Source organism: Pseudoxanthomonas putridarboris, from assembly GCF_038321125.1.
Lineage (GTDB): Bacteria > Pseudomonadota > Gammaproteobacteria > Xanthomonadales > Xanthomonadaceae > Pseudoxanthomonas_A > Pseudoxanthomonas_A putridarboris.
In genome coordinates this window covers 75868-98122 of the sequence record NZ_JBBWWT010000009.1, presented here as the reverse complement: position 1 = coordinate 98122, position 22255 = coordinate 75868, and the positions used below count along the sequence as shown (strand labels likewise).

Here is a 22255-nt window from a genome sequence, read left to right as displayed (position 1 = left end):
ATGAACATCCACACCACCCCGCGCGCCGCCGGGCGCGCTTCCCGGACCACCGTGCTGTCGCGCGCACTGCGCATGGCGCTGACCGGCGGCCTGCTGGCCACCGTTCCCGCCGCATGGGCGCAGGCGCCCGCGCAGGACGAAGTGAGCTGCGACCAGGACGGCTGCAGCGACGCGCAGACGCTCGTGCGCATCCGCACCGAGGGCAAGCGGCAGCCGCGCGCGGCCGGCGATTCGGCGGCCGCGCTGCAGGACAACCGCCGCGTCGACGTGGCGCTGCCGCCGCAGGCCGGCGATGCCGGCAGGAAAGTGGCGCAGGCGGTGGGCCGCTTCGCCTACACCCTGCCCAACGGCGGCATGATCTGGGCGATCGAGGATCCGGCCCTGGTAACGCCTGTGCTCAACGCCGGCGCCGGCAGCAGCGCTCCCGTGCAGGACGGCAAGCTGTCCGAACCGGTGCAGTTCAGCGTCTACAGCAACTACGCCAAGTTCATCGATCGGCTGGAGCTGTCGATCTATCGCGCCACCGATACCGACCTGGTATCGCCGCTGGCCACGCTGGCGCCGCAGGTCGGCAACGTCATCCAGGCCACCTGGGACGGCACAACCACCGACGGCCGCCCGCTGCGCGTCGGCGACGAACTGCTGTACGTGCTGCGCGCCTACGATGCCCAGGGCCACTTCGACGAGACCCAGCCGCGCACGCTGGCGCTGATGCGGCCGGCCGACCACGCGCGCAACCTGACCCAGCTGAGCAGCGGCCTGGCCGGCACCGCCGACGCGTTGCTGACCGGCCAGCAGGCGCAGGCCAAGCGGGTGGAGGAAACCATCTTCGGCGACAGCCAGCTGCGGCTGCAGAACATCCCGTTGCAGGGCTCGCGCGTGCGCGTGCTCGGCCAGGACATCCCGGCCGACCAGTTGCTGGAGATCAATGGCCAGGCGTACCCGGTGGACCTGGACCGCAAGTTCGTCGCCGAATTCCTGCTGCCGGTGGGCCAGCACACGCTGGAGCTGGCGCTGGGCAACGGCACCGGCGAACCGGCCGTGCGCCATCCGCTGACCATCGACGTCACCGGCAAGTACTTCTTTGCCGTGGGCCTGGCCGACGTGACCGCCTCTGACAGCAAGGTGGGCGGCGGCAACCGTACCGCGCTGGAACTGGGCGACGACAGCTACGACGACTTCCTGGTCGATGGCCGCCTGGCTTTCTACCTGAAGGCCAAGGCGCGCAACAAGTACCTGTTCACCGCGCAGGCGGATACCGGCGAGAAGGAGATCGGCGACCTGTTCACCGGCTTCCTGGACAAGGATCCGCAGGACGTCTTCCGTCGCCTGGACCCGGACATGTACTACCCGGTCTACGGCGACGACTCCACCACCTACCGCGACGTCGACACCATGGGCCGGCTGTACCTGCGCATGGACTGGGGCTGGAACCAGGCGCTGTGGGGCAACTACGACACCGGCCTGACCGGCACCGAGCTGTCGCAGTACGCGCGCAGCCTGTACGGCGCCGCATTGGCCTGGCGCAGCGAAGGCGCCAACGCCTGGGGCGATCCGAAGAGCCTGTGGCGCGTGTTCGGCTCGGAGACGCAGACCGCATTGGGCCATACCGAACTGCTGGGCACCGGCGGCAGCGTGTACTACCTCAAGCACACCGACCTGCTGCCGGGTTCGGACAAGATCGTGCTGGAGGTGCGCGACCGCACCACCGGCCGCGCCGAAAGCCGCATCCAGCTGGTCAGCGGCGTGGACTACGAGATCGACGCGCTGCAGGGCCGCATCATCCTGTCGCGACCGTTGTCGCAGCTCAGCCAGATCAACCAGGTCTCGATCATCCGCGACCGTCCGCTGGCCGGTTACGAGCAGCGCCTGGTGGCCGACTACGAATACATCCCGAGCGGTTTCGAGGCCGACCAGGTCACCGCCGGCGTACGCGGCAAGCAGTGGTTCGGCGATCACCTCGGCGTGGGCCTGACCTACGTGGACGAACGCCGCAGCGGCGACGACTACACCCTGGCCGGTGGCGACGTCACCCTGCAGGCCGGCCGCGGCACCTACCTGAAGCTGGAGTACGCGCAGACCGAATCCACGCAGTCCTCGGTGTTCTATTCGGACAACGGCGGCCTCAGCTTCACCCAGATCAATCCGGCACTGGACGCCCAACGCGAAGGCGATGCCTTCAGCGTCGAGGCGCGCGCCAACTTCCGCGAACTGGGCTGGACCTCGCGCGACTGGACCGTGGGCGGCTGGTGGCGCGAGCTGGGCCATGGCTATTCCAGCGTGCAACGCGACCCGGGCCAGGATTTGACCGAGCAAGGCGTGGAATTCAGCGGTCAGATCACCGACACCTTCCGCCTGGCGGGCCGCGCCAGCAAGGCCGAACTGGGCAACGCCGCGCTGGAGCAGTTGCAGGTCCTGGGCGACTGGGACATCACCGAACGCGACAACCTGACCGGCGAGATCCGCCGCGTGCGCGAAAGCGTGGTCGGCAGCGACGCCGACGGCCTGCTGGCGGCGCTGCAGTACACTCGGCGCGTCGCCGAGTCGCTGGAGCTCTATGGCATCGTCCAGCACACCCTGGACGATGACGATGGCCGCTACGCCGACAACGACGCCTACACGCTGGGCGCGCGCTACCTGTTCGGCGACCGTTCCACGCTGGCCGCCGAACACACCTGGGGCGACCGCGGCGACGGCACCAGCGTCGATCTGAACTACCAGGTCAGCAACGACTACAGCGTCTATGGCCGCTATACCTGGTCCACCGATACCAGCGAGCGCCTGTTCGACAACCGCGGCAACGATCCGGCCGGCCTTACCGTCGGCCAGCGCTGGCGTGTCAGCAACCAGGTCAGCCTGTACAGCGAAAGCCAGCAGCTCAAGGAAGGCAGCGAAACCGGCATCGCGCACACCTACGGCATGGATTTCGCCCTGGGCCGCGGCTGGAGCACCGGCTTCACCCTGCAGAACGGCGAACTGGATGCCGCGGCGGGCGAGGTCAAGCGCAACGCCGCCAGCATCAGCGGCAGCTTCCGGTCGGCCGACGTGGACTGGTCCAGCCGGCTGGAATACCGGAAGGACACCGGCGCCGAACGCCGCGAGACCTGGGCCAGCGTCAACCGCCTGATGTACCGCATCAACCAGGACTGGCGCATCGCCGCGCGCATCAACTACGCCGATACGGACGACGAGTACAACCCGTTGGCCAGCGCCCGCTTCACCGAGGCCAACCTGGGCTTCGCCTGGCGTCCGCACGACAGCACCCGTTGGGCGCTGCTGGGCAAGTACACCTACCTGTACGACCTGCGCAGCCTGGGCCAGGACAATTCGGGCACCGATCAGCGTTCGCAGGTGTTTTCCCTGGAAGGCGCCTATCAGCCCGACCAGCACTGGGAATTCGTCGGAAAGCTGGCGCGCCGGGAAGGCGAAGCGCGGGTCGATCGCGGCACCGGCCCCTGGTACGACAGCGCGGCGACGTTCGCCGCCCTGCAGGCCCGCTACCACCTGCCCTTCAAATGGGATGCGCTGGCCGAGTACCGCTGGTTGAACACCGATGTCGACGACGGCACCCGCACCGGCTGGCTGCTGGGCGTGGATCGGGCCATCGGTCCCAACTTCCGCGTCGGCGTGGGTTACAACTTCACCGACTTCTCCAGCGACCTGACCGACCACGATTACGACCATCGCGGCTGGTTCCTCAACTTCGTCGGCAGCTACTGAGCCGGCGAAGGGAAGCCAAGCGGGAAAATCGCAGGGAAGCAACACGACACGGCGCCGCAAGGCGCCGTGTCGCTGTCGGCCCGGTGTCTGCGATCGAAAAGGCGTTGCAGGATCCTGGCGATCCGGAAGCCACTCCGCCGACCTGAGAACCTGTTCACGATCTCGAAAAAGTGAGTCCGTCATCCCGGCGCACGCCGGAACCCAGCGACTTTCATCGAGTCGACGCGAGCATTCCGAAGAGCTTAAAGACACTGGGTTCCGGCTTGCGCCGGAATGACGGGCCCTCCCGAAAACCAAGGAAACCCGTAGGAGCGCCCCATGGGCGCGATGCTCCTGCCTCTCCCGTCCACCCACGGCAACCGCATCGCGCCCATGGGGCGCTCCTACAAAACGGGTGGCGCGGCCCCCGCTTCTCCTGTCCGCCCACGATAAATGCGTTGCGCCGGGTGGCTCCTGGAACCTGTTCACGATCTCGAAAAAGTGAGTTCGTCATTCCGGCGCACGCCGGAACCCAGCGACTTTCATCGAGTCGACGCGAGCATTCCGAAGAGCTAAAGACACTGGGTTCCGGCTTGACCAGCCATTCGGCTGCTGAAAGCCGCCGGAATGACGGGTCTTTTTTCTCGAATACCGGCCGCGCTGCTCGAGCCGGCCGCGCCGCTCGGGATCGTGAACAGGCTCTGACGACCCGCCCCGGGAAACAGCGGGATTCTCCGCATCGCCGCGCCGCCGGCGGGTTCGTCACCGCGGTGTGGCAGAACCCGGAAACCGCGCCGGATCCGCTCGATCACGTCCGACACGGCCGGACCCATGAGGTCCCCGGCGTGCTTCTTCGTGAAGCGATGAGCCGCGCCCTCCCGACATGCACCGCGTCCGGCCGGACGATCTCGTCGGCCTGGGCTTCGTTGAGCCCGCGGAAACCCGGGCTTGGCGAAGCCACGGCGATTACGAACAGCGACGCGCCGGGACGGCATCGCCGCGCCTCCATGTCCTCCGACCCAGGGAATTCCCGAATACAGGGAATGAGGGATGCGCGTGGTCCGAGACTTCCGGCGCGGTCCGGATCGGCGCCATGGGTGCAGGGGCACGCCATGCGCGCGCAACCCATGCCATCGACGGGGGGAAACGCACAGGCCATTGCGTCCGCATGCCTGCCACGAGGATCCGCAACGCATCGTCCAGGAGGAAAGCATGAAGAACAGGCCCGCACTGCTGTCCGTGTCGGCATTCGCCGCATTCGCCATGGCGCCGTCGCCGGCGGCCGCCGAGGACCTCTCGCCCGTGGACAGCTTCTTCGTCAGCGCCGGCGTGTACCGGTCCAGCAACGACGTGAAGCTGCGCTGGCATCCGTCCTCGGGCGCCGGCGCGGGCTCGCGCGTCGATCTCAAGCGCGATCTCGGCATCGACACGGACGGCACGGATCCGTTCTTCGAGATCGGCGGCTCCTTCGGGCACGGCAGGAACGGCCATCGGCACAAGTTCGAAGCGTTCCGCTACAGCTACGACGGCGGCTCCTCGCTCACGCTCGATGGCGACTACGTCATCGGCGACGGCACCTACGTCGATGGCGCGGACTTCGAAGGCGATCTCGACGTGGAGATGACCGGCCTGTCGTACACCTGGTTCTTCCACAACCGCGATGGCCACGCGTTCGGCGTCGGCGTGGGCGCGATCCGCTACGACATCACCGCGAGCTTCGCAGCGGCGGCGCGGGCGGACGAGGAGATCGAAGCCGTCTACGGCAGCGTTTCCGAGGCCGCATGGGTGCCGCAGATCCACGTCGAGTACGCCAGGTCGCTTTCAAGGCACTGGCGTATCGGGCTGGATGCTTCCTACGTCAAGAAGTCCGGCGGCAGCGTCGAAGGCGATGCCGTGGACATCGGGGCCAAGGTGGACTACCTGCCCTGGCAGCACTTCGGCTTCTCGTTGCGCTACAACTACAACGACGTCGAGCTGGACTTCAAGAAGAGCCGCTTCACGGGCGACATCGACGTGAAGAGCCGCGGCCCGCAGTTGATCGCGACCTACCGATTCTGAGTCCATGTCCGGGCGCATCCCCCGACGGGCGTTGACGGCCCTGGCCGCCGTGGCCCTGTCGGTCGGCACGGCGTCATCGCATGCCGCCGACGGTCCGGCGGGAGCGCCGCGGGAAACGGCCAGGCCCCGCACCTGCCTGGTGCTGGGCGGTGGCGGAGCCCGCGGCGCCGCCCATGTCGGCCTGCTCAAGGTGCTGGAGCGGGAGCGCGTCCCCGTGGACTGCATCGTCGGGACGTCGATGGGCGCGATCGTCGGCGGCATGTACGCCTCCGGCTACAGCGCGGAACAGATCGAGTCGATCCTGGCGCACGTGGACTGGGGCGAGGTCCTGCACGACAGGACGCCGCGGCAGGATCGTTCGATGCGCCGCAAGGCGGACGATCTGCGCCGGCTGGGCGGGATCGAGCTTGGCATCAAGGACGGCAGGATCGCCTTCCCGCGCGGCGTCATCCAGGGACAGCGGCTGGAACTGCTGCTGAGGAGGCTGCTGCTGCCGACGTGGGAGGTGCGCAGTTTCGACGACCTGCCGATTCCCTTCCGCGCCGTCGCCGCCGACATCGTGACCGGCGAGAAGGTCGTGTTCGACCGCGGCGAGCTGGCGATGGCCATCCGTGCCAGCATGTCGGTGCCCGCTGCGTTCGCGCCCATCCGCGTGGATGGGCGGTTGCTGGTCGATGGCGGGGTCGTCGACAACGTGCCGATCGACGAGGCCAGGAAGCTGGGGGCGGAACGACTGATCGTCTCCCGCGTGGGATCGCCGCTGTTCGACGAGGCGCATCTGGATTCCCCGCTGGCCATCAACGAGCAGACCTCGCGCGTGTTGATGAAGCGGATCGTGGAGGAGCAGGTCGCCAGCCTCGGCAGCGACGACCTGCTCCTCCAGCCGCCGCTGGGCAGCCTGGGCGCGCAGGAATTCAACCGCGCGCTGGAGGCGGCCGCGATCGGCCAGGCCGAAGCGGAAGCGCATGTGGCCGCGATCAGGCGCTTCAGCGTCGGCGAGGCCGAATACGCCGATTTCCAGGCCGGCCACGTGCTGCCGCGGCCGGATCCTCCCCTGGTCGCCTTCGTCGAGATCCTCGAGGAAGGCACCCGCACGGGCGATTTCGTGAAGAGGCGCCTGCACGGGATGGAGGGGAACCGGTTGGACCTGGGCGCGCTGGAGGACGGGCTGGCGCACGTCTATGGCGAGAACCGCTACGAGCAATTGCAGTGGCGCTTCAAGGACGAAGGCGGCGCCACCGGCCTGCAGATCGAACCGCTGGACAAGCGCTGGGGGCCGGCACTGCTGCATGCCTCGCTCAGGCTGTCCAGCGATCTGGATGGCGCCAGCGAGTACCAGCTCGGCGGCGAACTGACGCTGGCGGGGCTCAATCCGACCGGCGGCGAGGCGCGCCTGCAACTGGGCCTGGGCCGGAGGGACCGGCTGCGTGGGGAGTGGTACCAGCCACTGGGGAAGCGGGTGGAACATGCCTGGGTGGCCCACGCCGGCCACGAGGCGTTCGATCTTCCGCTGACCCTGGTGTCGGGAACGGAACAGGCGCAGTTCCGCTACGGCCGGTGGAGTGCCGGCGCGGGCTGGAGATACGCGCCGACCGCCCGGTGGGAACTGCGCGCGGATGCGGTCTGGGGCAGGGAGAGGACGCGGCTGCTGGTGGGCGACGGCGACGCCTGGCGGGGCTCGCGCGCGCGGACCGCCGGCGTGGGCGTCGGCATCGGCTACGACACGCTCGACAGTTCGTCCTTTCCGCAGCGCGGCTCCCGGCTGGACATCGCATACCAGCGCTACCTCCCGGGCATGGGCTCGGACGTGAGCGCGTCGGTCGCGCAGCTGGCGTGGGACGGCGTGGTCAGCCGGAACGGCCACCACCTGCTGGCGGGGGTTTCGCTTTCCAGTGCCTCGGACGAGGGCGCATCCGTCCTCGTCACCCACCGGTTCCTGGGAGGGCTCGGATACCTGTCCGGATACCAGGACGACGCCATCTTCGCGCCGCAGACGGGCTTGGCCAGGGCCATCTACTACCGGCGCCTGGGACATGCCGACCACCTGATGAGCCTGCCCCTGTACGCCGGGGCGAGCCTGGAAGCCGGTGGCTTCTGGCGCCGGAGGGAGGATGTCGGCAGGGACGGCGTCATCGGCGCAGGAAGCGTTTTTCTCGGAATGGGAACGGGGCTGGGCCCGGTGCTGGTCGGTTACGGCCGGGCTGAGCGCGGCGTCGATTCGTTCTATCTGCTCGTCGGTTCGCTGTTGCGCGAGCAACGGGAGCCGTGAGCCCGTCGGAGACGGGAGTTCGGTTGGTCCTTCATCCACGCACAGCTAGGGAGACGAACGATGTACAGGCATATCGCAACGCTTTCCGTCCTGCTGGGGGCCGTCTGGCTTCCCGGCGCCGCATCGGCGCAGGAGACGGTGGAATGCATCTCGCACGACTACCAATACAACGAATGCTACGCGCCGCTGGATGCGCCGACGCTGGTGTACCAGAGCTCGCACAGCGCCTGCATCATCAACCGGACCTGGGGCTTCAACGCGAAAACGAGGCGGCTGTGGGTGAGCGAAGGCTGCTCGGGCGTTTTCGCCGACGCCGACGGTTATCACCACGGCCAGAGCGGCACGTTCGATGCGGGCGCGCGCCAGTACGACCATCGGGGCCACGACACCGGCGCCGTGGTGGCGGGGGCGCTGCTGGGCGCGGTGATCGAAGGCGCGCTCGACGGCGACAAGAAGAAGCACACCACCACGAACAGCTATTACCACACGGGCAAGACGGGTTCGGGCTACACCGGTTGCCATGGCGTCGGCTGCCTGGTGGACAACCCGGACGCTCCGGCGTCGTACGACGTGCCGGAGCCGGGACAGACCGAGTTCCGCAGCCAGCGGTCCGATGTGCCGGAGCCCGGCCAGGGCGAATTCTCGGACAACAACTGAGCGGGACGGGACGCGCATGGAAAGGATCGGACAAGTGAGCCGCGGCTTCGCATTGCTGGCCGCGGCGGCCGTCGTCTCCGCGTGTGTCGCGCCGAGCGGCGAATCGAAAGCCCAGCAGGACCCGTTCGCCAGCCATCGGGGAGAGGTCCTCGCGGGCACCGCCGCCGACACCGCGCTGTCGGCGGCGGTGGCGCCCGAAGCACCGGGCACGACGGCGGATGCTCCTGCGGCGCCTGCCGCCGATACCGAAGGCGCCGCGTCTCCGGATGCCGATGTCGACAAGCAGATCCAGGACCTGCTGGGCGATCCCGGACCTTTCAGGGACGTGTTCGACCGGCTGCAGCAGGCGGTGAAAGCGGACGACCGGAAGGCGGTGGCCGCTCTTGTCGACTATCCCCTGACGGTCAGGCCGAAGGGCGGGCCGGCCAGGGCGATACACGACCAGGAGGCGTTCGTCGCCCACTGGGACACGATCATGACCGAAGAGGTCAGGAAGGCGGTGCTGGAGCAGAAGTACGCCGAACTGTTCGTCAATTGGCGTGGCGTGATGGTGGGCTCGGGCCAGGTGTGGATGAACGCGATATGCCAGGACGATGCCTGCGCCGAGAGTACGGTCCGCATCGCCGGCATCAATCCGGATGCGCCGTAGCGGTCCCCCGCCGTGGCACGCGACCGACATGCTTCGCCGCCGACGCATCGAAGGGGAGTGGCCGCGCCTTCGCCGCGTGCCTCCCGCCGGTGGCGTGCGGCGGCGGCCTTCGTGAAGCGGGCCGCGGTCCTGGCGTGCCTGGCGCTTGCGTCGGGATCGGCGGCGCTGCCGGTTCGCGCCGGAAGTGCGGAAGATTCCGCGCAGGGGCAGGACGCCGGCAAGCGCGGCGGGGAATTGCGGGTAGGCGTCTATGTCGATCCGCCGTTCGTGGCGAGGACAGGCGGGGAAGGCTATGCCGGCATGGCGATCGAGCTATGGGAGATCGCCGCCCGCGATCTGCAGTGGCGATACCGGTACGAGGAGGTCGGGAGCTACGAAGAGCTGGTCGATGGCCTGGAAAGCGGCAGTCTGGACGTCGGAGTCGCCAACATCGCGATCACGCGGGAGCGCGCCGGGCGCATGGACTTCACCCATCCGTGGTACGACGCGGGCATGCGCGTGATGGCGCCGAAGGCCGGCAAGGGCAGCGGCCTGCTGGGTGGCATGCGGGAAGGCGGGCATCTGCGGGTCTATGCGGTGCTGGGGTTCGCGATGCTGGTGGCCACCCTGCTGCTTACGCTGGCGGACAGGAAGAACGACAGGAAGTTCACGCGCCACTGGGGCGAAGGGCTGGCGGAGAATTTCTATCGCGTCGTCTGCGGTGTCGCGCTCGTCGCCTACATCGCCTCTTCCACGTTCAGTGTCATGAGCGTCGATGTGTTGAGCCGGCAGATCAACGATGTGCGGGACCTCGAGGGCAGGCCGGTGGGCGTCGCCGCGGGGAGCGCCGCGGAGCGGTTCGCCATCGACACGGGCCTGACCCCGGTGCGGTACAGGGGAATGGAGGAAGCGGCACGGTTGCTCGCGCGAGGCGATGTCGCGGCGATCGTGGGCGATGCGCCGCTGCTCGAATACTACGCGCACGCCTATCCGGAAGCGGGCCTGGAGGTGGTGGGGCGCCTGTTCAACCCGGACAAGTACGGCTTCGTGATGCGCCACGGGAGCGCGCTGCAGAAGCCGTTGGCGATCCGGCTGCTGAGACTGCGGGAGGGTGGGCAGTTGGAAGCATTGCGTTCCCGGTACTTCGACAGGACAGGTGGCTGACATGTCCGCGATGGCCGGGTCGTGCCGTCGCGCGCAGCGCGCGGACGGGACAGAAGCGGGAGCCATGCAGGGAAACCGGAAGCGGAACCGGCCGGCGCAGCGGCGCCTGGCGTTCGCGTTGCTGGCCGTCGTCCTCGCCGCTGTGCCGATGGCATGGTGCGCGAGTGCGGCTTCGGCGGATGCCGGGCACGAGCGGCGCCTCGCGATCGAGCAGGCCTACGCGAAGCAGGTGGAAGGCGGGCGGCCGTCGCAGGCGCAGTTGGCGTTCTACCTGTCGCGCATGGACGAGGCCGGCTGGACATTGGCGGACGTGGAGCGCGACATCGTCCGGCAACAGGCCGGCCAGCGCGCGCTGGCATTCCCGTTGAGGACCGTGGTCTGCGAAAGCGTCCGCCACCGCCGCCAGGAGTGTCCGGCCACGTTCGCCGGCAAACCCGTCCTGGTCGAGCGCCTTTCCAAAGGGGCGTGCACGGAGGGGCGGACATGGGGGGCGGGCAGGAACGGTGTCTGGGTGTCGGAGGGATGCAAGGCAAGGTTCTCCGACAGCCAGGCCGGCACGGCGCTGCTTCCGTGCGTCAGCCGCGATGGACTGCACGAATGCCGCACGGGATTCCAGGATCCGGTGGCGTTGGCGCGGCATACGTCCCTGGTCGAGTGTGTCGAAGGCGTCAACTGGGGACAACGGCCGGGCCTGGTCTGGGTGAGCGCGGGGTGCAGCGCCGACTTCATCCGCGTCAGCGGCGCTGCGCGACCGATCGACCGCCCGGTGGCACCGACCAGCTACAGCATCACCTGTGCCAGCGACGATGGCCATCGCAAGGAATGCCATTGGACTTCGCGCAAGGCGCGGCCCGTGCTCGTGCAGCAAATATCGGAAGTGCCCTGCGAGTACGGCCGGACGTTCGGCTACCTGCCGGCCAGCGTGTGGGTGGACAAGGGCTGTCGCGCCAGGTTCGGCGTCGAGGCCGGAGCGGCGCCGGAACACAATGCGTGGTGCGCCAGCCACGAGGACGGGACGGAGAGGAACTGGTGCGCGTGGCCGCCGCACCGGGGAACGCCGCATCTCGCGCATGAATTCTCCAGGACCAAATGCGTCGAGGGGCGGACCTGGGGTTACGTCGCGGCGCAGGGCATCTGGGTGAGCGGGCAGTGCGTCGCGCGCTTTTCCAACCGGAAGCGGGACGGGAAGACAGGCGCCTGAGGCGCCGGCTGTCCATGCGCCCACCCGCGCCATGGATCCCGCATGCCCGCTGCTGTTTCGGACGTTCCATCGAATCGATGCAGTCGAAGTCGCCAGGCGGATGCGCGAGACACCGAGGCCCGCGATCATCCCGACGAACGTCCGCACGCAGGCAAACAGGGTGCGCGTCCCGCATCCCGTGGTGTGGTGCCTTCATGGAAGCGGATGCGAGAAATGTGGAGGCATTGCGCAGCGGACGGGCGGCAATGGAACCTTTCCCGGAGGATCGTGGCGGCCAGCGAGAGCACGCACGCGCCGGAGGCGATGCACTGGTGGAGAAGGGCCTTCCGTGGAACGGAAGGCCCGGCCAACGATCAGACGCGATCGAACTTGATGCCGCACCCCTTCCTGGCGGAAGCGGCTTCCAGGGCTTCCATTTCGCCCTTCAACTGGGCGAGATCCGAGGCGGACTGCGTGCTGTGGCCGTGCGTGAAGAACAGTGCCGGCCAGAAGACGATGAGGCCGGTGGCGACGATGGCCTCGTCCTGGTGGCGGTGCCGGCGCTCGATGCCCGCCTTGTCGTGGGCCTTGTTGGAGACGTTGATGGCTTCGCTCGCGATCTGCTGGCAACTGAGGCTGTCGTAGACCGCCTGGGGAGCGTAACCCGGCTTGACGTTCTCGGGCTTCGGCGCGCAGGCACCGAGCAGGCACACAGCGGTAGCGGCGAACAGTGTCTTCTTGGCGTACATGGTCATGCCCCTGGCAGTTGTGGGTGACATGTACTGCTTCGGGAAATCTCGCAGGCACAGGACATTCCCGGCCGGCTTGCCGCCGTTCGCCGGGCGGGAGCCGGTGCGGCGCACTCAGGAGTGCGTAGGGTGGTTGTCCAGCTGGCTCTGCAGGAAAGCGCGCGCCTTGCGCCAGTCGCGGCGCACGGTGCGCACCGTGATGCCGAGGATTTCTCCGATCTCCTCTTCCTCCAGCCCGCCGAAATACCGCAGCTCCACGACCCGCGCCAGACGGCTGTCGACGCGCACCAGCCTTTCCAGCGCTTCGTTGATCTCCAGGAGCTGCTCGAGTTGCGAATCCACGGCCAGTTCGTGGGTTTCCGACAGCGACTCGGTGAAAGGGTTGTTGCCCCGCTTGGTCGTCAACGTGCGCCGGGCTTCGTCCAGCAGCACGAACCGCATGGCGCGTGCGATCAGCGAGGTGAGGTGCGAACGGCACCGGGCCGAGAACTGCGACCGCGCGAGCCGGAGCCACGTCTCGCTGACCAGCGAAGTAGGGGAGATTCCGGGCTGCACATGCTGCCGTACCAGCGACCGCGCGATCCGATGCAGGTCGTGATAGACCAGGTTGTAGATCTGGTTCCAGGCTTCGTCGTTCCCCTCCTCCACGTCCACCAGCAGGCGGGTTACCGATGCGAGCGTATCGCCGGTGGAGGCGGCTTCCGGAGGTTCTGCGTCATCGAAGCGATCGGTGGTGCTCATTATGTCCTGTCTGGCGCACAACTCGCGATGCATATTGCAGAAGCATCGCCAGTTTAGCCGAGTAACGTATTTGCAAGTCCAGACCTTATTTACTCCCGGGCTTGGCGTTTGCAGGCAACGTGCGGCTTTTTGCCTGCTGTCCGGTCCTGGCTGGAGTACGCTGAAAACAGCCGTGTTCTGGAAAACGTGCTGTCCAACGCATAATGAAAGAGATACAGGCCACATATTCATCCGGTCCAGGAATGGAAATGGGCCGGATCGCGGCTCCATGGCGAGTCGGTATATCCGGCGGGAGGGTACTGCGGTGATGATCGACAAGAGCGGTGCGGCAGTAGACAGGGAGGAACGCCGATGGCGCATCGACGCGATGGCCTGGCTGTGCGGCGGACTGATGGCATTGGCGCTCATGGCGTGCAGCAAGACGGAGCCGGTGCAGGCGGCACCTGCACAACCCACGGCGCCGCAATCGGAATCGGTGCGGTCCGGTGCCGCGCAGCCCGCGCCGACCGATAGCGACGACGCCGTTCCCGGGACGGAGGAGGGCGATGCCGGTCCCGCGTCCCATGCATTCGAACTGCGAATCTCGCTGTCGAAGGAAGCCGCGGAGAAACTGGAATCGTCGAAGGAGGGCGCCGTGGCCTTCTTCAGCTACGCCGGAGACCCGGCGCCGGGGACAGGAGAGGCCTTCGTGGACGAACTGGGACAAATCGACCTGGGGCAGGCCGAGGAAGACATCACCGGCAAGTCGGAAGTGATGATCGACGGGCGCGCGCTGAAGGTGGACAGGCTCAGGTACGTGCGGGGAGAGCCGCGGGTCAACGTGAACATCGCTTCCGCAAGGCGCGTGTTCGAAGACAACATCCTCGATTGCGATTCGTTCGACGACGATCTGAAGGTGGCCATCGCCGCTCCCGTCGTCCTGCATTGCAAGCTGTTGGACTGGCCGGCCAAGCGCATCCGGTGACCGGAACGCCGGTCCGTTCGCGCCTGGCGCTTCGGGGAGGGGATATGGGCAACAGAATTCCGCGATGGTCCTTCGCCGTCCTGGTCGCCGCCCTGTCGGGGTGCGGTGGAGGCGACAGCCCGCCTTCTTCCGCGGAGGGAGCCGCCCCGGCCGCCGATGCCTGGCCCGGCGGGTTCGCCTTCAAGGTCGCGGTGTCGCTGTCGGAAGCCGCCAGGCGGAAACTGAGCGCCGACGGAGAGCGCATCGTCGTGTCGGTGGCGTACTCCGGCGGCCCCGCGCCGGACGTTCCGCCGGGCGTCGTCAACGATGTCGGCCTGGTCGACATCGGGCGGGACGAAGGGACCCTCGATGGGGAAGGGGTCGTTGCCTTCGACGGGCGCGCGGCCCATCGCGACAGGCTCGGGATGACGCAGGGCGAATCCGACGTGCTGGTGAGCGTCTACTCCGCGCGCCGGTCGTCGCCGGACAACATCCTCGACTGCGACACCTACCAGGACGAAATGCGCCTCGCGTCCGGGCGGACCCTGCACTTGTCCTGCCGCCTGCTGTCGGAGCGAGAATAGGGAATCCCCCTACGGGCCGGGCATGCCATGACGACGGCACCGTTCTTCCAGCGCCGCAGGACTCCGCAATGAGTTCGATCGAAGCGCGTGCGCTGCGGCTGTTCGACCGTTTCGTCGAAATGCCGCGCGAGGAGCGGGAACGGGAGCTGGCCTCCCTTCGGCGCGAGGATCCCGATCTCCACGCGGCCCTCAAGCGGCTCCTGGACGCGGACGATTGCTCCAGGATCGAGCGCGCGCCGATCGCGGCCGTCGCCGCGCGCATGCAATCGATGGAAGCGCAGGAAGACGACAGCATCGGCCGGCAGGTGGGCGCGTGGCGCATCGTCGGCATCATCGGGCACGGGGGCATGGGCACGGTCTATGAGGTGGAGCGGGCCGACGGCCATTTCAGCCAGCGTGCCGCGCTCAAGTACGTGAAGGCCGAAGTGTCCTCCGCCCAGACGGAAAGCGCCTTCATCGAGGAAAGGAACATCCTGGCCAGTCTCCGCCATCCCGACATCGTCCCGTTGCTGGACGGGGGGCTGGACGAGGCGGGGCACCCGTGGTTCGTCATGCGCCGGGTGGACGGCGAACCCATCGATGCCTGGTGCGACAGGCAATCCCTGACCCTCAGGCAGCGCATCGAACTGCTCGCCACGATATGCGACGCGGTGTGCTACGCGCATTCGCGGGGGATCATCCACCAGGACATCAAACCCTCCAATATCCTGATCACCGCCGACGGAAAGGTGCAGTTGCTGGACTTCGGATTGTCCATGCCGGCCGAAGGACGGGCGGACAGGCGGCTGGCGGTGACCTCGGGCTATTGCGCGCCGGAAGTGATGGCGGGCGGCTCGCTGGGTTTCGGCGTGGATGTCTACGCGCTCGGCGTGCTGCTGTACCAGCTCGCGTGCGGCCAGTGGCCGGTTCCACTGAACGCGGTCCGGCACCAGCCCCGGCCGGTAAGCGCGCTGGTCCCCGGCATGACGCCGCAAATGCTGGCCAGGCGCGGCGAGAAGGACGTGGAGGCGCTGTCGCGCAAGGTCCGGGGGGAACTGGACAGCATCGCGCTCCACTGCGTCGAGACGATGCCGGGCGAACGCTACGAGAGCGTGGCCGACCTGCAGCGCGACTTGAAGAACTGGCTTTCGGGCGCCCCCGTTTCCGCGTACGGAGGCGGGCGCTGGTACCGGTTCAAGTGCTTCGCCCGGTGCCATGCCGCCGCCTCGATCGTGGTCTCGGCCGTGCTGGGGTGCCTGGGGATGTTCGCCGCGCTCTACGCGTGGCAGCACATGCACGCCGAACGCGAGCGGGTCGCTTCCAGCTACGCGGACAGGCTGCTGGAATCCAGCCTGGGCATGGCGACCCTGTCCGGTCTTGGCGATGCGCCCCTGAGTTCCGCCGCCATGCTCGAAAAGAGCGAAGCCTATCTGCGCGGCGAATCGCTGGACGGGCACCCGGAAGTGCGGTCGCGCGGATTGTCCGTCATCGCCCGCAACTGGGCGGCGGTCGGAGAATACCGGCGGGCCGAGGAACTGGTGAGCGAGGCGATCGCCCTGGGCGGCGCGGATACCCTGCAGACGGCCTTCAACCTCTCCACGCTGGCGCAGGTGCAGAACCAGCAGGCCAGGCATGCGGAAGCCCGGCAGACGGCTCGCAAGGGAACTGCGCTGCTGAAGGTGAGGCTGTCGGACCAGCACCGGCTCGCCTACGCCAGATTGCTCAACCAGGTGGCCATCGCGCAATCGGGCCTGGGCGATTCCGGGGCCGCGTTCCAGACCTTGTCGCAGGCCGTCGCCGAAGCGCGGCAGCTGCCGTCGCTGTCCAGCGACGCGGTGGTGGCGCAACTGCTGGTCCAGCGCGGCACGTGGTACCGGTGGCGCCTGCGGATGAAGGAGTCCGAAGCGGACCTGCTGCGCGCGATCGACCTGGCCGGCAAGGAGGACGTCGTCATCGCCGACGATGCCCGCGAATCGCTGGTCAGGACAGTGCGCGCCTCGCGCCAGAGCGGACGCGAGAAGCGATCGTTGTCGCTGGCCACCGCGCTGCTCGCCAGCCGGCAGCGCACACTGGGGTATCGGCACCCGCAGACGGGAATCGCATGGTCGGAACTGGCGTTCGTGCGGCTGCTCAACGCCGACAACCCCGGCGCGGAAGAGGCCATCCGCCACGCCGAGAGCATCCTGCGGGAGTCCCTCGGCGAAACGCATCCGGCGTATGCCCGCACCTGCATCGCCAGGGCCCACCTCGACGCGCTGGAAGGGCGGCACCAGAGCAGCATCGCCGGGGTGGAGAAGGGAATCTCCATCTACAGGGCCCGCTACGGCGAGACGCACGAATTCACGCTGGAGGCGAGGTTCCTCCTGGCCAATCGGTACTGGGCGGAATTCTCGCGGACCGGGGACGTGGAGAAACGCAGCCAGGCGCTGGACCTGATCGGGAAGGCCATCGGCGACAGCGTGGCGGCGCATGGAGGAGTGCCGGCCATCCATCGCCTCGCCTATGCGACGTTGTTGGCGAACACGGGAGAGACGGCGCAGGCGGCGGAACAGCTGCGGACCGCGCGCGCGGATGCCGTCGACCAGTACGGAGAGGGGAGCCAGGAGTCCCTGCACATCCGCGCGACGGAGCTGTCCATGGCGATCGACAACGATGCCGACGCCGCATGGATGGAGCCGGCCTTCAACGCGATCGTCGCCGATCTCGGCAAGGTCGATACGCTCTATGCGCGCGCGATAGCCCACACGGTATGGCTGGAGCGGGCGCGCTGGCTGCGGCAGCAAGGCGCCAGCGGGAAAGAGGACGTGCGGCAGGCGTTGCTCAACGCGCGGGACGAAGCGGTCAAGGCCGGCCAGCCGGCGTGGGTGGCGGTCGCCGACCTCCGCATGCGCGAACTGGAGGAGGACGCTCCCGAAGCCCGGTAGCGGCCGCTTCAGGGCGGGCTGCCCGTTTCCAGACGATGCGACGGGTCTTGCTGCGCGTCCGCGTCATCCGGCGGATGCGTTTTCCATGTCCCCTTGCGGCGACATTTCGCGAAGCTACCCATGGAACGGGGCAAAACTGCGGGTTTCGGGGAGAAGTGACGATGCGGACGTGGGCGGCGATGCTGGTCATGGGAATGGCCATGGGAGCGGGCGACTGCGCCATGGCGGCGCCGGAACGCCAGGCGGACGTGGAAGTCGAAGCGTCGCGCGACCAGGCCTTCCAGGCGTGGCTGTCGGAACTGCTCGAGACGGTCCGCCACGACCGGAACTACGCGCGGCTTCCGTTGGATACCGATGCCCGGGCCGAGGAGTTCTCGGTGGTGCTGTACCGGCTGTACCGTGGCGAGATCGGCGACCCGGAATTCATGGAATGGGTGGATGCCCGCTACCCGGGGCACCGCTACGAGCAATTCACCATTCTCAAGGCCCTGCACGAGCACAAGCGGTCCCTTGGCCGCTGAGGCGGCGAGATCACCCGGTCGTTCGCGTCGGGACAGGCGCGTGGAAGGAGGCGGATGGAAGAGCTTTCACTGCCCATCACGGTCATCGTCAGCACGTACAACGCCGAGCGGTGGCTGGAGAAGGTTCTGCTGGGCTACTTCGTCCAGTCGCACAAACGTTTCGAGATCGTCGTCGCCGACGACGGCTCGGGACCGGAGACGGCAAGGCTGGTCGCCACGTTCGCCGATCTCGGTTCCGTCCCCGTCACGCACGTGTGGCACGAGGACCGCGGCTACCGCCGGCAGGAGATCCTGAACAATGCGATCCTGCATGCCCGGTACGACTATCTGGTTTTCACCGACGGGGACTGCATCCCGAGGCGTGATTTCCTGAAGGTCCATGCGTGCCTGGCCCAGCCCGGCCGCTTCCTGTCGGGGGGCTACTGCAAGCTGGACATGTCCACCAGCATGAAGATCGGCGCGGACGACATCATCGACGGGACCTGCTTCGAGCCTGCGTGGCTGCGGGCGCGGCAGCGACTCGGCATGTCGAACCGGCTGAAACTGGGATCCGGCCCGGCCGCGGCCAGGTTCCTCGATGCGACGACCACCGCCCGGGCGACGTTCAACAATTGCAACTCATCGGCGTGGAAGCGCGACATCCTGGCGGTCAACGGATACGACGAGCGGATGAAGTACGGGGGAGCCGACAGGGAACTGGGCGAGAGGCTGGCCAACGCCGGCATCACCGGCCTGCAGATCAGGCACCGCGCGGTATGCGTCCACCTGGACCACGACCGCCCGTACCGGACGGCCGAATCCCTGCGCGACAGCCGCGAGATCAGGCGCGAAACCCGCAGGCTGCGGCGGGTCAGGACGCCCTTCGGGATCGACAGGGGTTTGCCCCATGCGTCGCCGGACGGCACCGGAGACAGGCATGGCTGGCATGCGGCGTTGCCATCGCGGGAAGAACATGGGAGGTCGGGATGATCCGGTGGAGGACACGATGGCGCACGAAGACATGCCGGATGGTGGCGGTCGCCGGCCTGCTGCTCTTGTGCTCCATCGCGTCGGCATCCGCCACGGCCCCTTTCTGGGGAGCGAAGCAGTCGAGGAGCGTCGACACGCCCCTCGGCGAACTCGGGCCCGGGGACTGGATCTGGGGAGGCGACGACAAGGCGATGGGGCCCATGGTCGCCGTGGCCAGCATCGACGAGCAGCGCCTGTACGTGTACCGCAACGGGGTGCTGGTGGCCGTCTCCACGATCAGCACGGGAAAGCCCGGCCACGAGACGCCTACCGGTGTGTTCACCATCCTGGAAAAGGACAAGGACCATCATTCCAGGAAGTACAACAACGCCCCCATGCCGTACGAGGAGCGCCTGACCTGGGACGGCATCGCCATCCACGCGGGCGGATTGCCCGGTTATCCCGAATCCCATGGATGCCTCCATCTGCCGACGGAGTTCGCGCGCCTGCTGTTCGAATCGACCGACATGGGAATGACCGTGGTGATCGCGCGGCAGGGCGCGGTGCCGATGGCCCTGGTGCATCCGGGCGTGGTTTCCCCGGTGGATCCACGTTCCGGCAAGCATCCGGACATGCCGTCGCTGGCGGATGGCCGTGAGTACCGCTGGACGCCGGAACTGGCGGAGGAGGGCCCCATCTCGCTCGTACTGAGCCGCAGCGACAGGCAGCTCGTCGTGCTGCGCGGCGGTGTCGAGATCGGGCGTTCGCGATTGGCCCTGGGCGGACCGCCGCGCAGCAGCGGCACGCACGTATACGTGATGTCCCCGGCCTACATGGACGGGACATTCCCCCGGTTTCCGGGCGGGAAAGCGCCCCAGTGGCATGCCTATCCCGTTCCCGGCCACGAAAGCGAAGGCGGCGAAGTCCTGGATGCCGCCACGATCGACAGCGTGAGCCTGCCTCCCGCGTTCGTGGACCATGTCTACCCGCTGCTGCGGCCCGGCACGATCCTGGTGGCGACCGACGCCCCGATCCTGCCGGCCACGACGGGCGGACAGAAAGTGCGTGTGGTGGACGCGGAGCCTCCAGGCGGGCCGTGATCCGATACTCGCTACGGCCGTTGCTGGCGCGGCGGCCATCTCGCGGGCGCCGGGCTTTGGCGCGCAGCGACCGGCGTACAGTGCCCGTGATCGCGTCCCCGCATGAAAGGAGGAATCCGATGTCGGAAGAGAGTGCGATGCACGTGGCGTACCTGGTGGCGATCGTGGCCGAAGCGATGACGGCGGCGCTGGTCGCCGGGCGGCGCGGCATGGACTGGTTCGGAGTCTGCGTGATCGCGAGCGTCACGGCACTTGGCGGGGGCACGGTGCGCGACGTGCTGCTGTCCCACTATCCCCTGGGCTGGGTGCGGCATCCGGAGTACCTGGGCTATGTGCTGGTCGCGGCGCTCTCGGTAGGCGTCCTGGCGCCCTTGATCGTGCGGCTGAGGAGACTGTTCCTGTTCCTCGACGCGCTGGGACTGGTGGTGTTCACGGTGATCGGATGCAACGTCGCGCATGCGCTGTCGCTGCCGCTGGCCATCGTCATCGCAAGCGGCATGATCACCGGCACCTGTGGCGGCGTGCTCAGGGACCTCCTGTGCGGGCAGACGCCGCTGCTGTTCCAGAAGGAGCTTTACGCCACGGTCTCCCTCATCACCGGCCTGGTGTACATGGGCGGGAGCCAGCTCGGCGTGCACCACGGCGTCGCCATGCTGTCGGCGATGGGCCTGGGACTGATCCTGAGGCTGCTCGCGATCCGCCATGGCTGGGACATGCCGGGATTCGCCTATCGTGGGAAATGGGACTGAGCGGGCGGTTTGGCAATCGAGAGGCTTTTCTCAAGCCTCGCCAGAAAAACGGGGGAGCTGGCGAGAAATCCGGTCCCGGATAACCGCGAATAGGCGAGAACACGCTCGCCAACGGGTTGTCGCGGGTCCAGGCCCGGGTTGCCCAAGCAGGGGAATGGCGCGCCCGGAGGGATTCGAACCCCCGACCAATGGCTTCGGAAGCCACTACTCTATCCGGCTGAGCTACGGGCGCGCAGAGCGGCATAGCTTACCCGAAGCGCGCGAGCGACCCAATGGCCGCGGCATCCGTTCAGGGCAGCAGCACCGCGCGGCCGTGGATCCGGCCTTCGCGCAGACGCTGGTAGACCTCCACCGCCTGTTCCAGCGGGAAGGTTTCCACGTCGGCGCGGATGCGGCCGTCGGCGGCCAGGGAGATCACTTCCATCAGTTCCGTGCGCGAGCCCCAGTACGGCACGGTGACCTGGCAGCCGTAAGGGGGGCGGTTGGCGGCGTAATGCACGACGCCCCCGCCCAGGCCGACCACGCTCAGGCGGCTGTTGCGGCCGACCACGCGTGCGCACAGGTCGATGGTGGGCTGCGCGCCGACGAAGTCGAGCGCCACGGCCACGCCGCGCGGACCGGCCAGGTCGGTGATCGCCTGGGCGGCGGCCTCGCCATCGCGGGTGTTCAGGGCGTGTTCCACGCCCAGTTCGCGCGCATGCGCGAGCTTGGCGTCGTCGATGTCGCCGGCGATCAGGCGCGCCGGCGTCAGCGCGCGCAGGATCTGCACGGCCATGTGGCCCAGGCCGCCGACGCCCACCACCAGCGCGGTGGCATCGGGCGTCAGCAGTGGCAGGGCCTGCTTGATCGCGTGATAGGGCGTCAGCGCGGCATCGGACAGCGGCGCGGCGGCGATCGGGTCCAGTCCCTGCAGCGGGACCAGCAGGCGGGGTGAAGGGATCAGCATGTATTCGGCCATGCCGCCGTCCGAGCCCAGGCCGCCGCCCATCGTGCCCAGGGCGGCATGGTTCTCGCAGTAGTTCTCCATCGAAGTCTGGCAGGCGTGGCAGCGCCCGCAGCCCCAGGGGCCGTAGACGGCCACGGCGTCGCCCTCCTTCCAGCCTTCCACGCCGACGCCGAGGCCGGCGATCCAGCCGGCGTTTTCGTGGCCCAGGGTGAACGGCCCCTTCAGGCCGAGGTCCTCGTCCATGATGTGCAGGTCGGAATGGCAGACGCCGGCCCCCGCGATCTTGAGGAGCACCTGTCCCGGACCGGGCCGGGGCGTGGGCAGGTCGATCACTTCGGCCAGTCGGCCGGTTTCGACGAAGCGGACGGCTTTCATCGCGGGTTCGTTTCCTGCGCGGCGTTAGAATCCCAGCCTGC

At 68.0% G+C, this 22255-nt stretch carries 17 protein-coding genes and 1 tRNA gene; 14 read left to right on the top strand and 4 right to left on the bottom strand.

The features are described from left to right. The 7 genes from AAD027_RS16175 to AAD027_RS16145 all read left to right on the top strand — a co-directional run bounded on the left by AAD027_RS16175 (nt 1) and on the right by AAD027_RS16145 (nt 11676). Complete coding sequence (locus AAD027_RS16175; protein ID WP_341727064.1) at nt 1-3720, top strand: TonB-dependent receptor; 3720 nt, start codon at nt 1-3, stop codon at nt 3718-3720. A 1191-nt stretch (nt 3721-4911) separates the two neighbouring features. Beyond that, complete coding sequence (locus AAD027_RS16170) at nt 4912-5757, top strand: hypothetical protein (RefSeq protein ID WP_341727063.1); 846 nt, start codon at nt 4912-4914, stop codon at nt 5755-5757. A 4-nt stretch (nt 5758-5761) separates the two neighbouring features. Continuing rightward, nucleotides 5762-8026, top strand: a complete 2265-nt coding sequence (locus tag AAD027_RS16165) for a patatin-like phospholipase family protein (protein WP_341727062.1) — start codon at nt 5762-5764, stop codon at nt 8024-8026. A 60-nt stretch (nt 8027-8086) separates the two neighbouring features. Next, nucleotides 8087-8683 (top strand): DUF3011 domain-containing protein, encoded by a 597-nt coding sequence (locus AAD027_RS16160; protein ID WP_341727061.1) that lies wholly within the window; start codon nt 8087-8089, stop codon nt 8681-8683. A 34-nt stretch (nt 8684-8717) separates the two neighbouring features. Next, complete coding sequence (locus AAD027_RS16155; protein ID WP_341727060.1) at nt 8718-9332, top strand: hypothetical protein; 615 nt, start codon at nt 8718-8720, stop codon at nt 9330-9332. Between the two features lie 57 nt (nt 9333-9389). After that, the gene (locus AAD027_RS16150) at nt 9390-10475 is read left to right on the top strand and encodes a transporter substrate-binding domain-containing protein (RefSeq protein ID WP_341727059.1); all 1086 of its coding nucleotides are present in this window, start codon (nt 9390-9392) and stop codon (nt 10473-10475) included. 1 nt (nt 10476) lies between these two features. Continuing rightward, nucleotides 10477-11676: a DUF3011 domain-containing protein gene (locus AAD027_RS16145; protein ID WP_341727058.1), complete on the top strand. Its 1200-nt coding sequence runs from the start codon at nt 10477-10479 to the stop codon at nt 11674-11676. 353 nt (nt 11677-12029) lie between these two features. Here the strand turns inward: AAD027_RS16145 and AAD027_RS16140 are convergent, their stop codons facing one another. Together AAD027_RS16140 and AAD027_RS16135 are read right to left on the bottom strand one after the other, a co-directional pair. Then, nucleotides 12030-12434 carry a hypothetical protein gene (locus AAD027_RS16140; RefSeq protein WP_341727057.1) on the bottom strand — a complete coding sequence of 135 codons (405 nt, stop codon included), beginning with the start codon at nt 12432-12434 and terminating at the stop codon, nt 12030-12032. Between the two features lie 84 nt (nt 12435-12518). Beyond that, nucleotides 12519-13145 (bottom strand): ECF-type sigma factor, encoded by a 627-nt coding sequence (locus AAD027_RS16135; protein WP_341727056.1) that lies wholly within the window; start codon nt 13143-13145, stop codon nt 12519-12521. A gap of 307 nt (nt 13146-13452) precedes the next feature. Here AAD027_RS16135 and AAD027_RS16130 point away from each other — a divergent pair, with 307 nt between their 5' ends. The 7 genes from AAD027_RS16130 (at nt 13453) to AAD027_RS16100 (ending at nt 20893) form a co-directional block, all read left to right on the top strand. Beyond that, entirely contained in the window at nt 13453-14109 is a 657-nt protein-coding gene (locus AAD027_RS16130) for a hypothetical protein (RefSeq protein ID WP_341727055.1), read from the top strand. A 44-nt stretch (nt 14110-14153) separates the two neighbouring features. Beyond that, a complete protein-coding gene (locus AAD027_RS16125; protein WP_341727054.1) occupies nt 14154-14672 on the top strand; it encodes a hypothetical protein in 519 nt (172 codons plus the stop codon). 68 nt (nt 14673-14740) lie between these two features. After that, on the top strand, nt 14741-17575 hold the full coding sequence (locus tag AAD027_RS16120; protein ID WP_341727053.1) for a serine/threonine-protein kinase: 2835 nt from the start codon (nt 14741-14743) through the stop codon (nt 17573-17575). Between the two features lie 161 nt (nt 17576-17736). Next, entirely contained in the window at nt 17737-18096 is a 360-nt protein-coding gene (locus tag AAD027_RS16115; protein ID WP_341727052.1) for a hypothetical protein, read from the top strand. Between the two features lie 54 nt (nt 18097-18150). Further along, the gene (locus AAD027_RS16110; RefSeq protein ID WP_341727051.1) at nt 18151-19065 is read left to right on the top strand and encodes a glycosyltransferase; all 915 of its coding nucleotides are present in this window, start codon (nt 18151-18153) and stop codon (nt 19063-19065) included. A 38-nt stretch (nt 19066-19103) separates the two neighbouring features. Beyond that, the gene (locus AAD027_RS16105) at nt 19104-20144 is read left to right on the top strand and encodes a L,D-transpeptidase (protein ID WP_341727050.1); all 1041 of its coding nucleotides are present in this window, start codon (nt 19104-19106) and stop codon (nt 20142-20144) included. Nucleotides 20145-20263: 119 nt separating this feature from the next. Then, entirely contained in the window at nt 20264-20893 is a 630-nt protein-coding gene (locus tag AAD027_RS16100; protein WP_341727049.1) for a trimeric intracellular cation channel family protein, read from the top strand. Between the two features lie 155 nt (nt 20894-21048). Here AAD027_RS16100 and AAD027_RS16095 read toward each other — a convergent pair. Then, nucleotides 21049-21125, bottom strand: a tRNA-Arg gene (locus AAD027_RS16095). Nucleotides 21126-21182: 57 nt separating this feature from the next. After that, the gene (locus AAD027_RS16090) at nt 21183-22214 is read right to left on the bottom strand and encodes an NAD(P)-dependent alcohol dehydrogenase (RefSeq protein WP_341727048.1); all 1032 of its coding nucleotides are present in this window, start codon (nt 22212-22214) and stop codon (nt 21183-21185) included. Nucleotides 22215-22255: the final 41 nt, after the last annotated feature.

Bases quoted from the DNA above. Each gene is read 5' to 3' on its own strand.
- AAD027_RS16135 (WP_341727056.1), bottom strand. From the start codon at position 13,145: ATGAGCACCACCGATCGCTTCGATGACGCAGAACCTCCGGAAGCCGCC.
- AAD027_RS16130 (WP_341727055.1), top strand. From the start codon at position 13,453: ATGATCGACAAGAGCGGTGCGGCAGTAGACAGGGAGGAACGCCGATGG.
- AAD027_RS16090 (WP_341727048.1), bottom strand. From the start codon at position 22,214: ATGAAAGCCGTCCGCTTCGTCGAAACCGGCCGACTGGCCGAAGTGATC.
- AAD027_RS16140 (WP_341727057.1), bottom strand. From the start codon at position 12,434: ATGTCACCCACAACTGCCAGGGGCATGACCATGTACGCCAAGAAGACA.
- AAD027_RS16115 (WP_341727052.1), top strand. From the start codon at position 17,737: ATGCGGACGTGGGCGGCGATGCTGGTCATGGGAATGGCCATGGGAGCG.
- AAD027_RS16110 (WP_341727051.1), top strand. From the start codon at position 18,151: ATGGAAGAGCTTTCACTGCCCATCACGGTCATCGTCAGCACGTACAAC.
- AAD027_RS16100 (WP_341727049.1), top strand. From the start codon at position 20,264: ATGTCGGAAGAGAGTGCGATGCACGTGGCGTACCTGGTGGCGATCGTG.
- AAD027_RS16145 (WP_341727058.1), top strand. From the start codon at position 10,477: ATGTCCGCGATGGCCGGGTCGTGCCGTCGCGCGCAGCGCGCGGACGGG.
- AAD027_RS16160 (WP_341727061.1), top strand. From the start codon at position 8,087: ATGTACAGGCATATCGCAACGCTTTCCGTCCTGCTGGGGGCCGTCTGG.
- AAD027_RS16165 (WP_341727062.1), top strand. From the start codon at position 5,762: ATGTCCGGGCGCATCCCCCGACGGGCGTTGACGGCCCTGGCCGCCGTG.
- AAD027_RS16125 (WP_341727054.1), top strand. From the start codon at position 14,154: ATGGGCAACAGAATTCCGCGATGGTCCTTCGCCGTCCTGGTCGCCGCC.
- AAD027_RS16175 (WP_341727064.1), top strand. From the start codon at position 1: ATGAACATCCACACCACCCCGCGCGCCGCCGGGCGCGCTTCCCGGACC.
- AAD027_RS16170 (WP_341727063.1), top strand. From the start codon at position 4,912: ATGAAGAACAGGCCCGCACTGCTGTCCGTGTCGGCATTCGCCGCATTC.
- AAD027_RS16120 (WP_341727053.1), top strand. From the start codon at position 14,741: ATGAGTTCGATCGAAGCGCGTGCGCTGCGGCTGTTCGACCGTTTCGTC.
- AAD027_RS16105 (WP_341727050.1), top strand. From the start codon at position 19,104: ATGGTGGCGGTCGCCGGCCTGCTGCTCTTGTGCTCCATCGCGTCGGCA.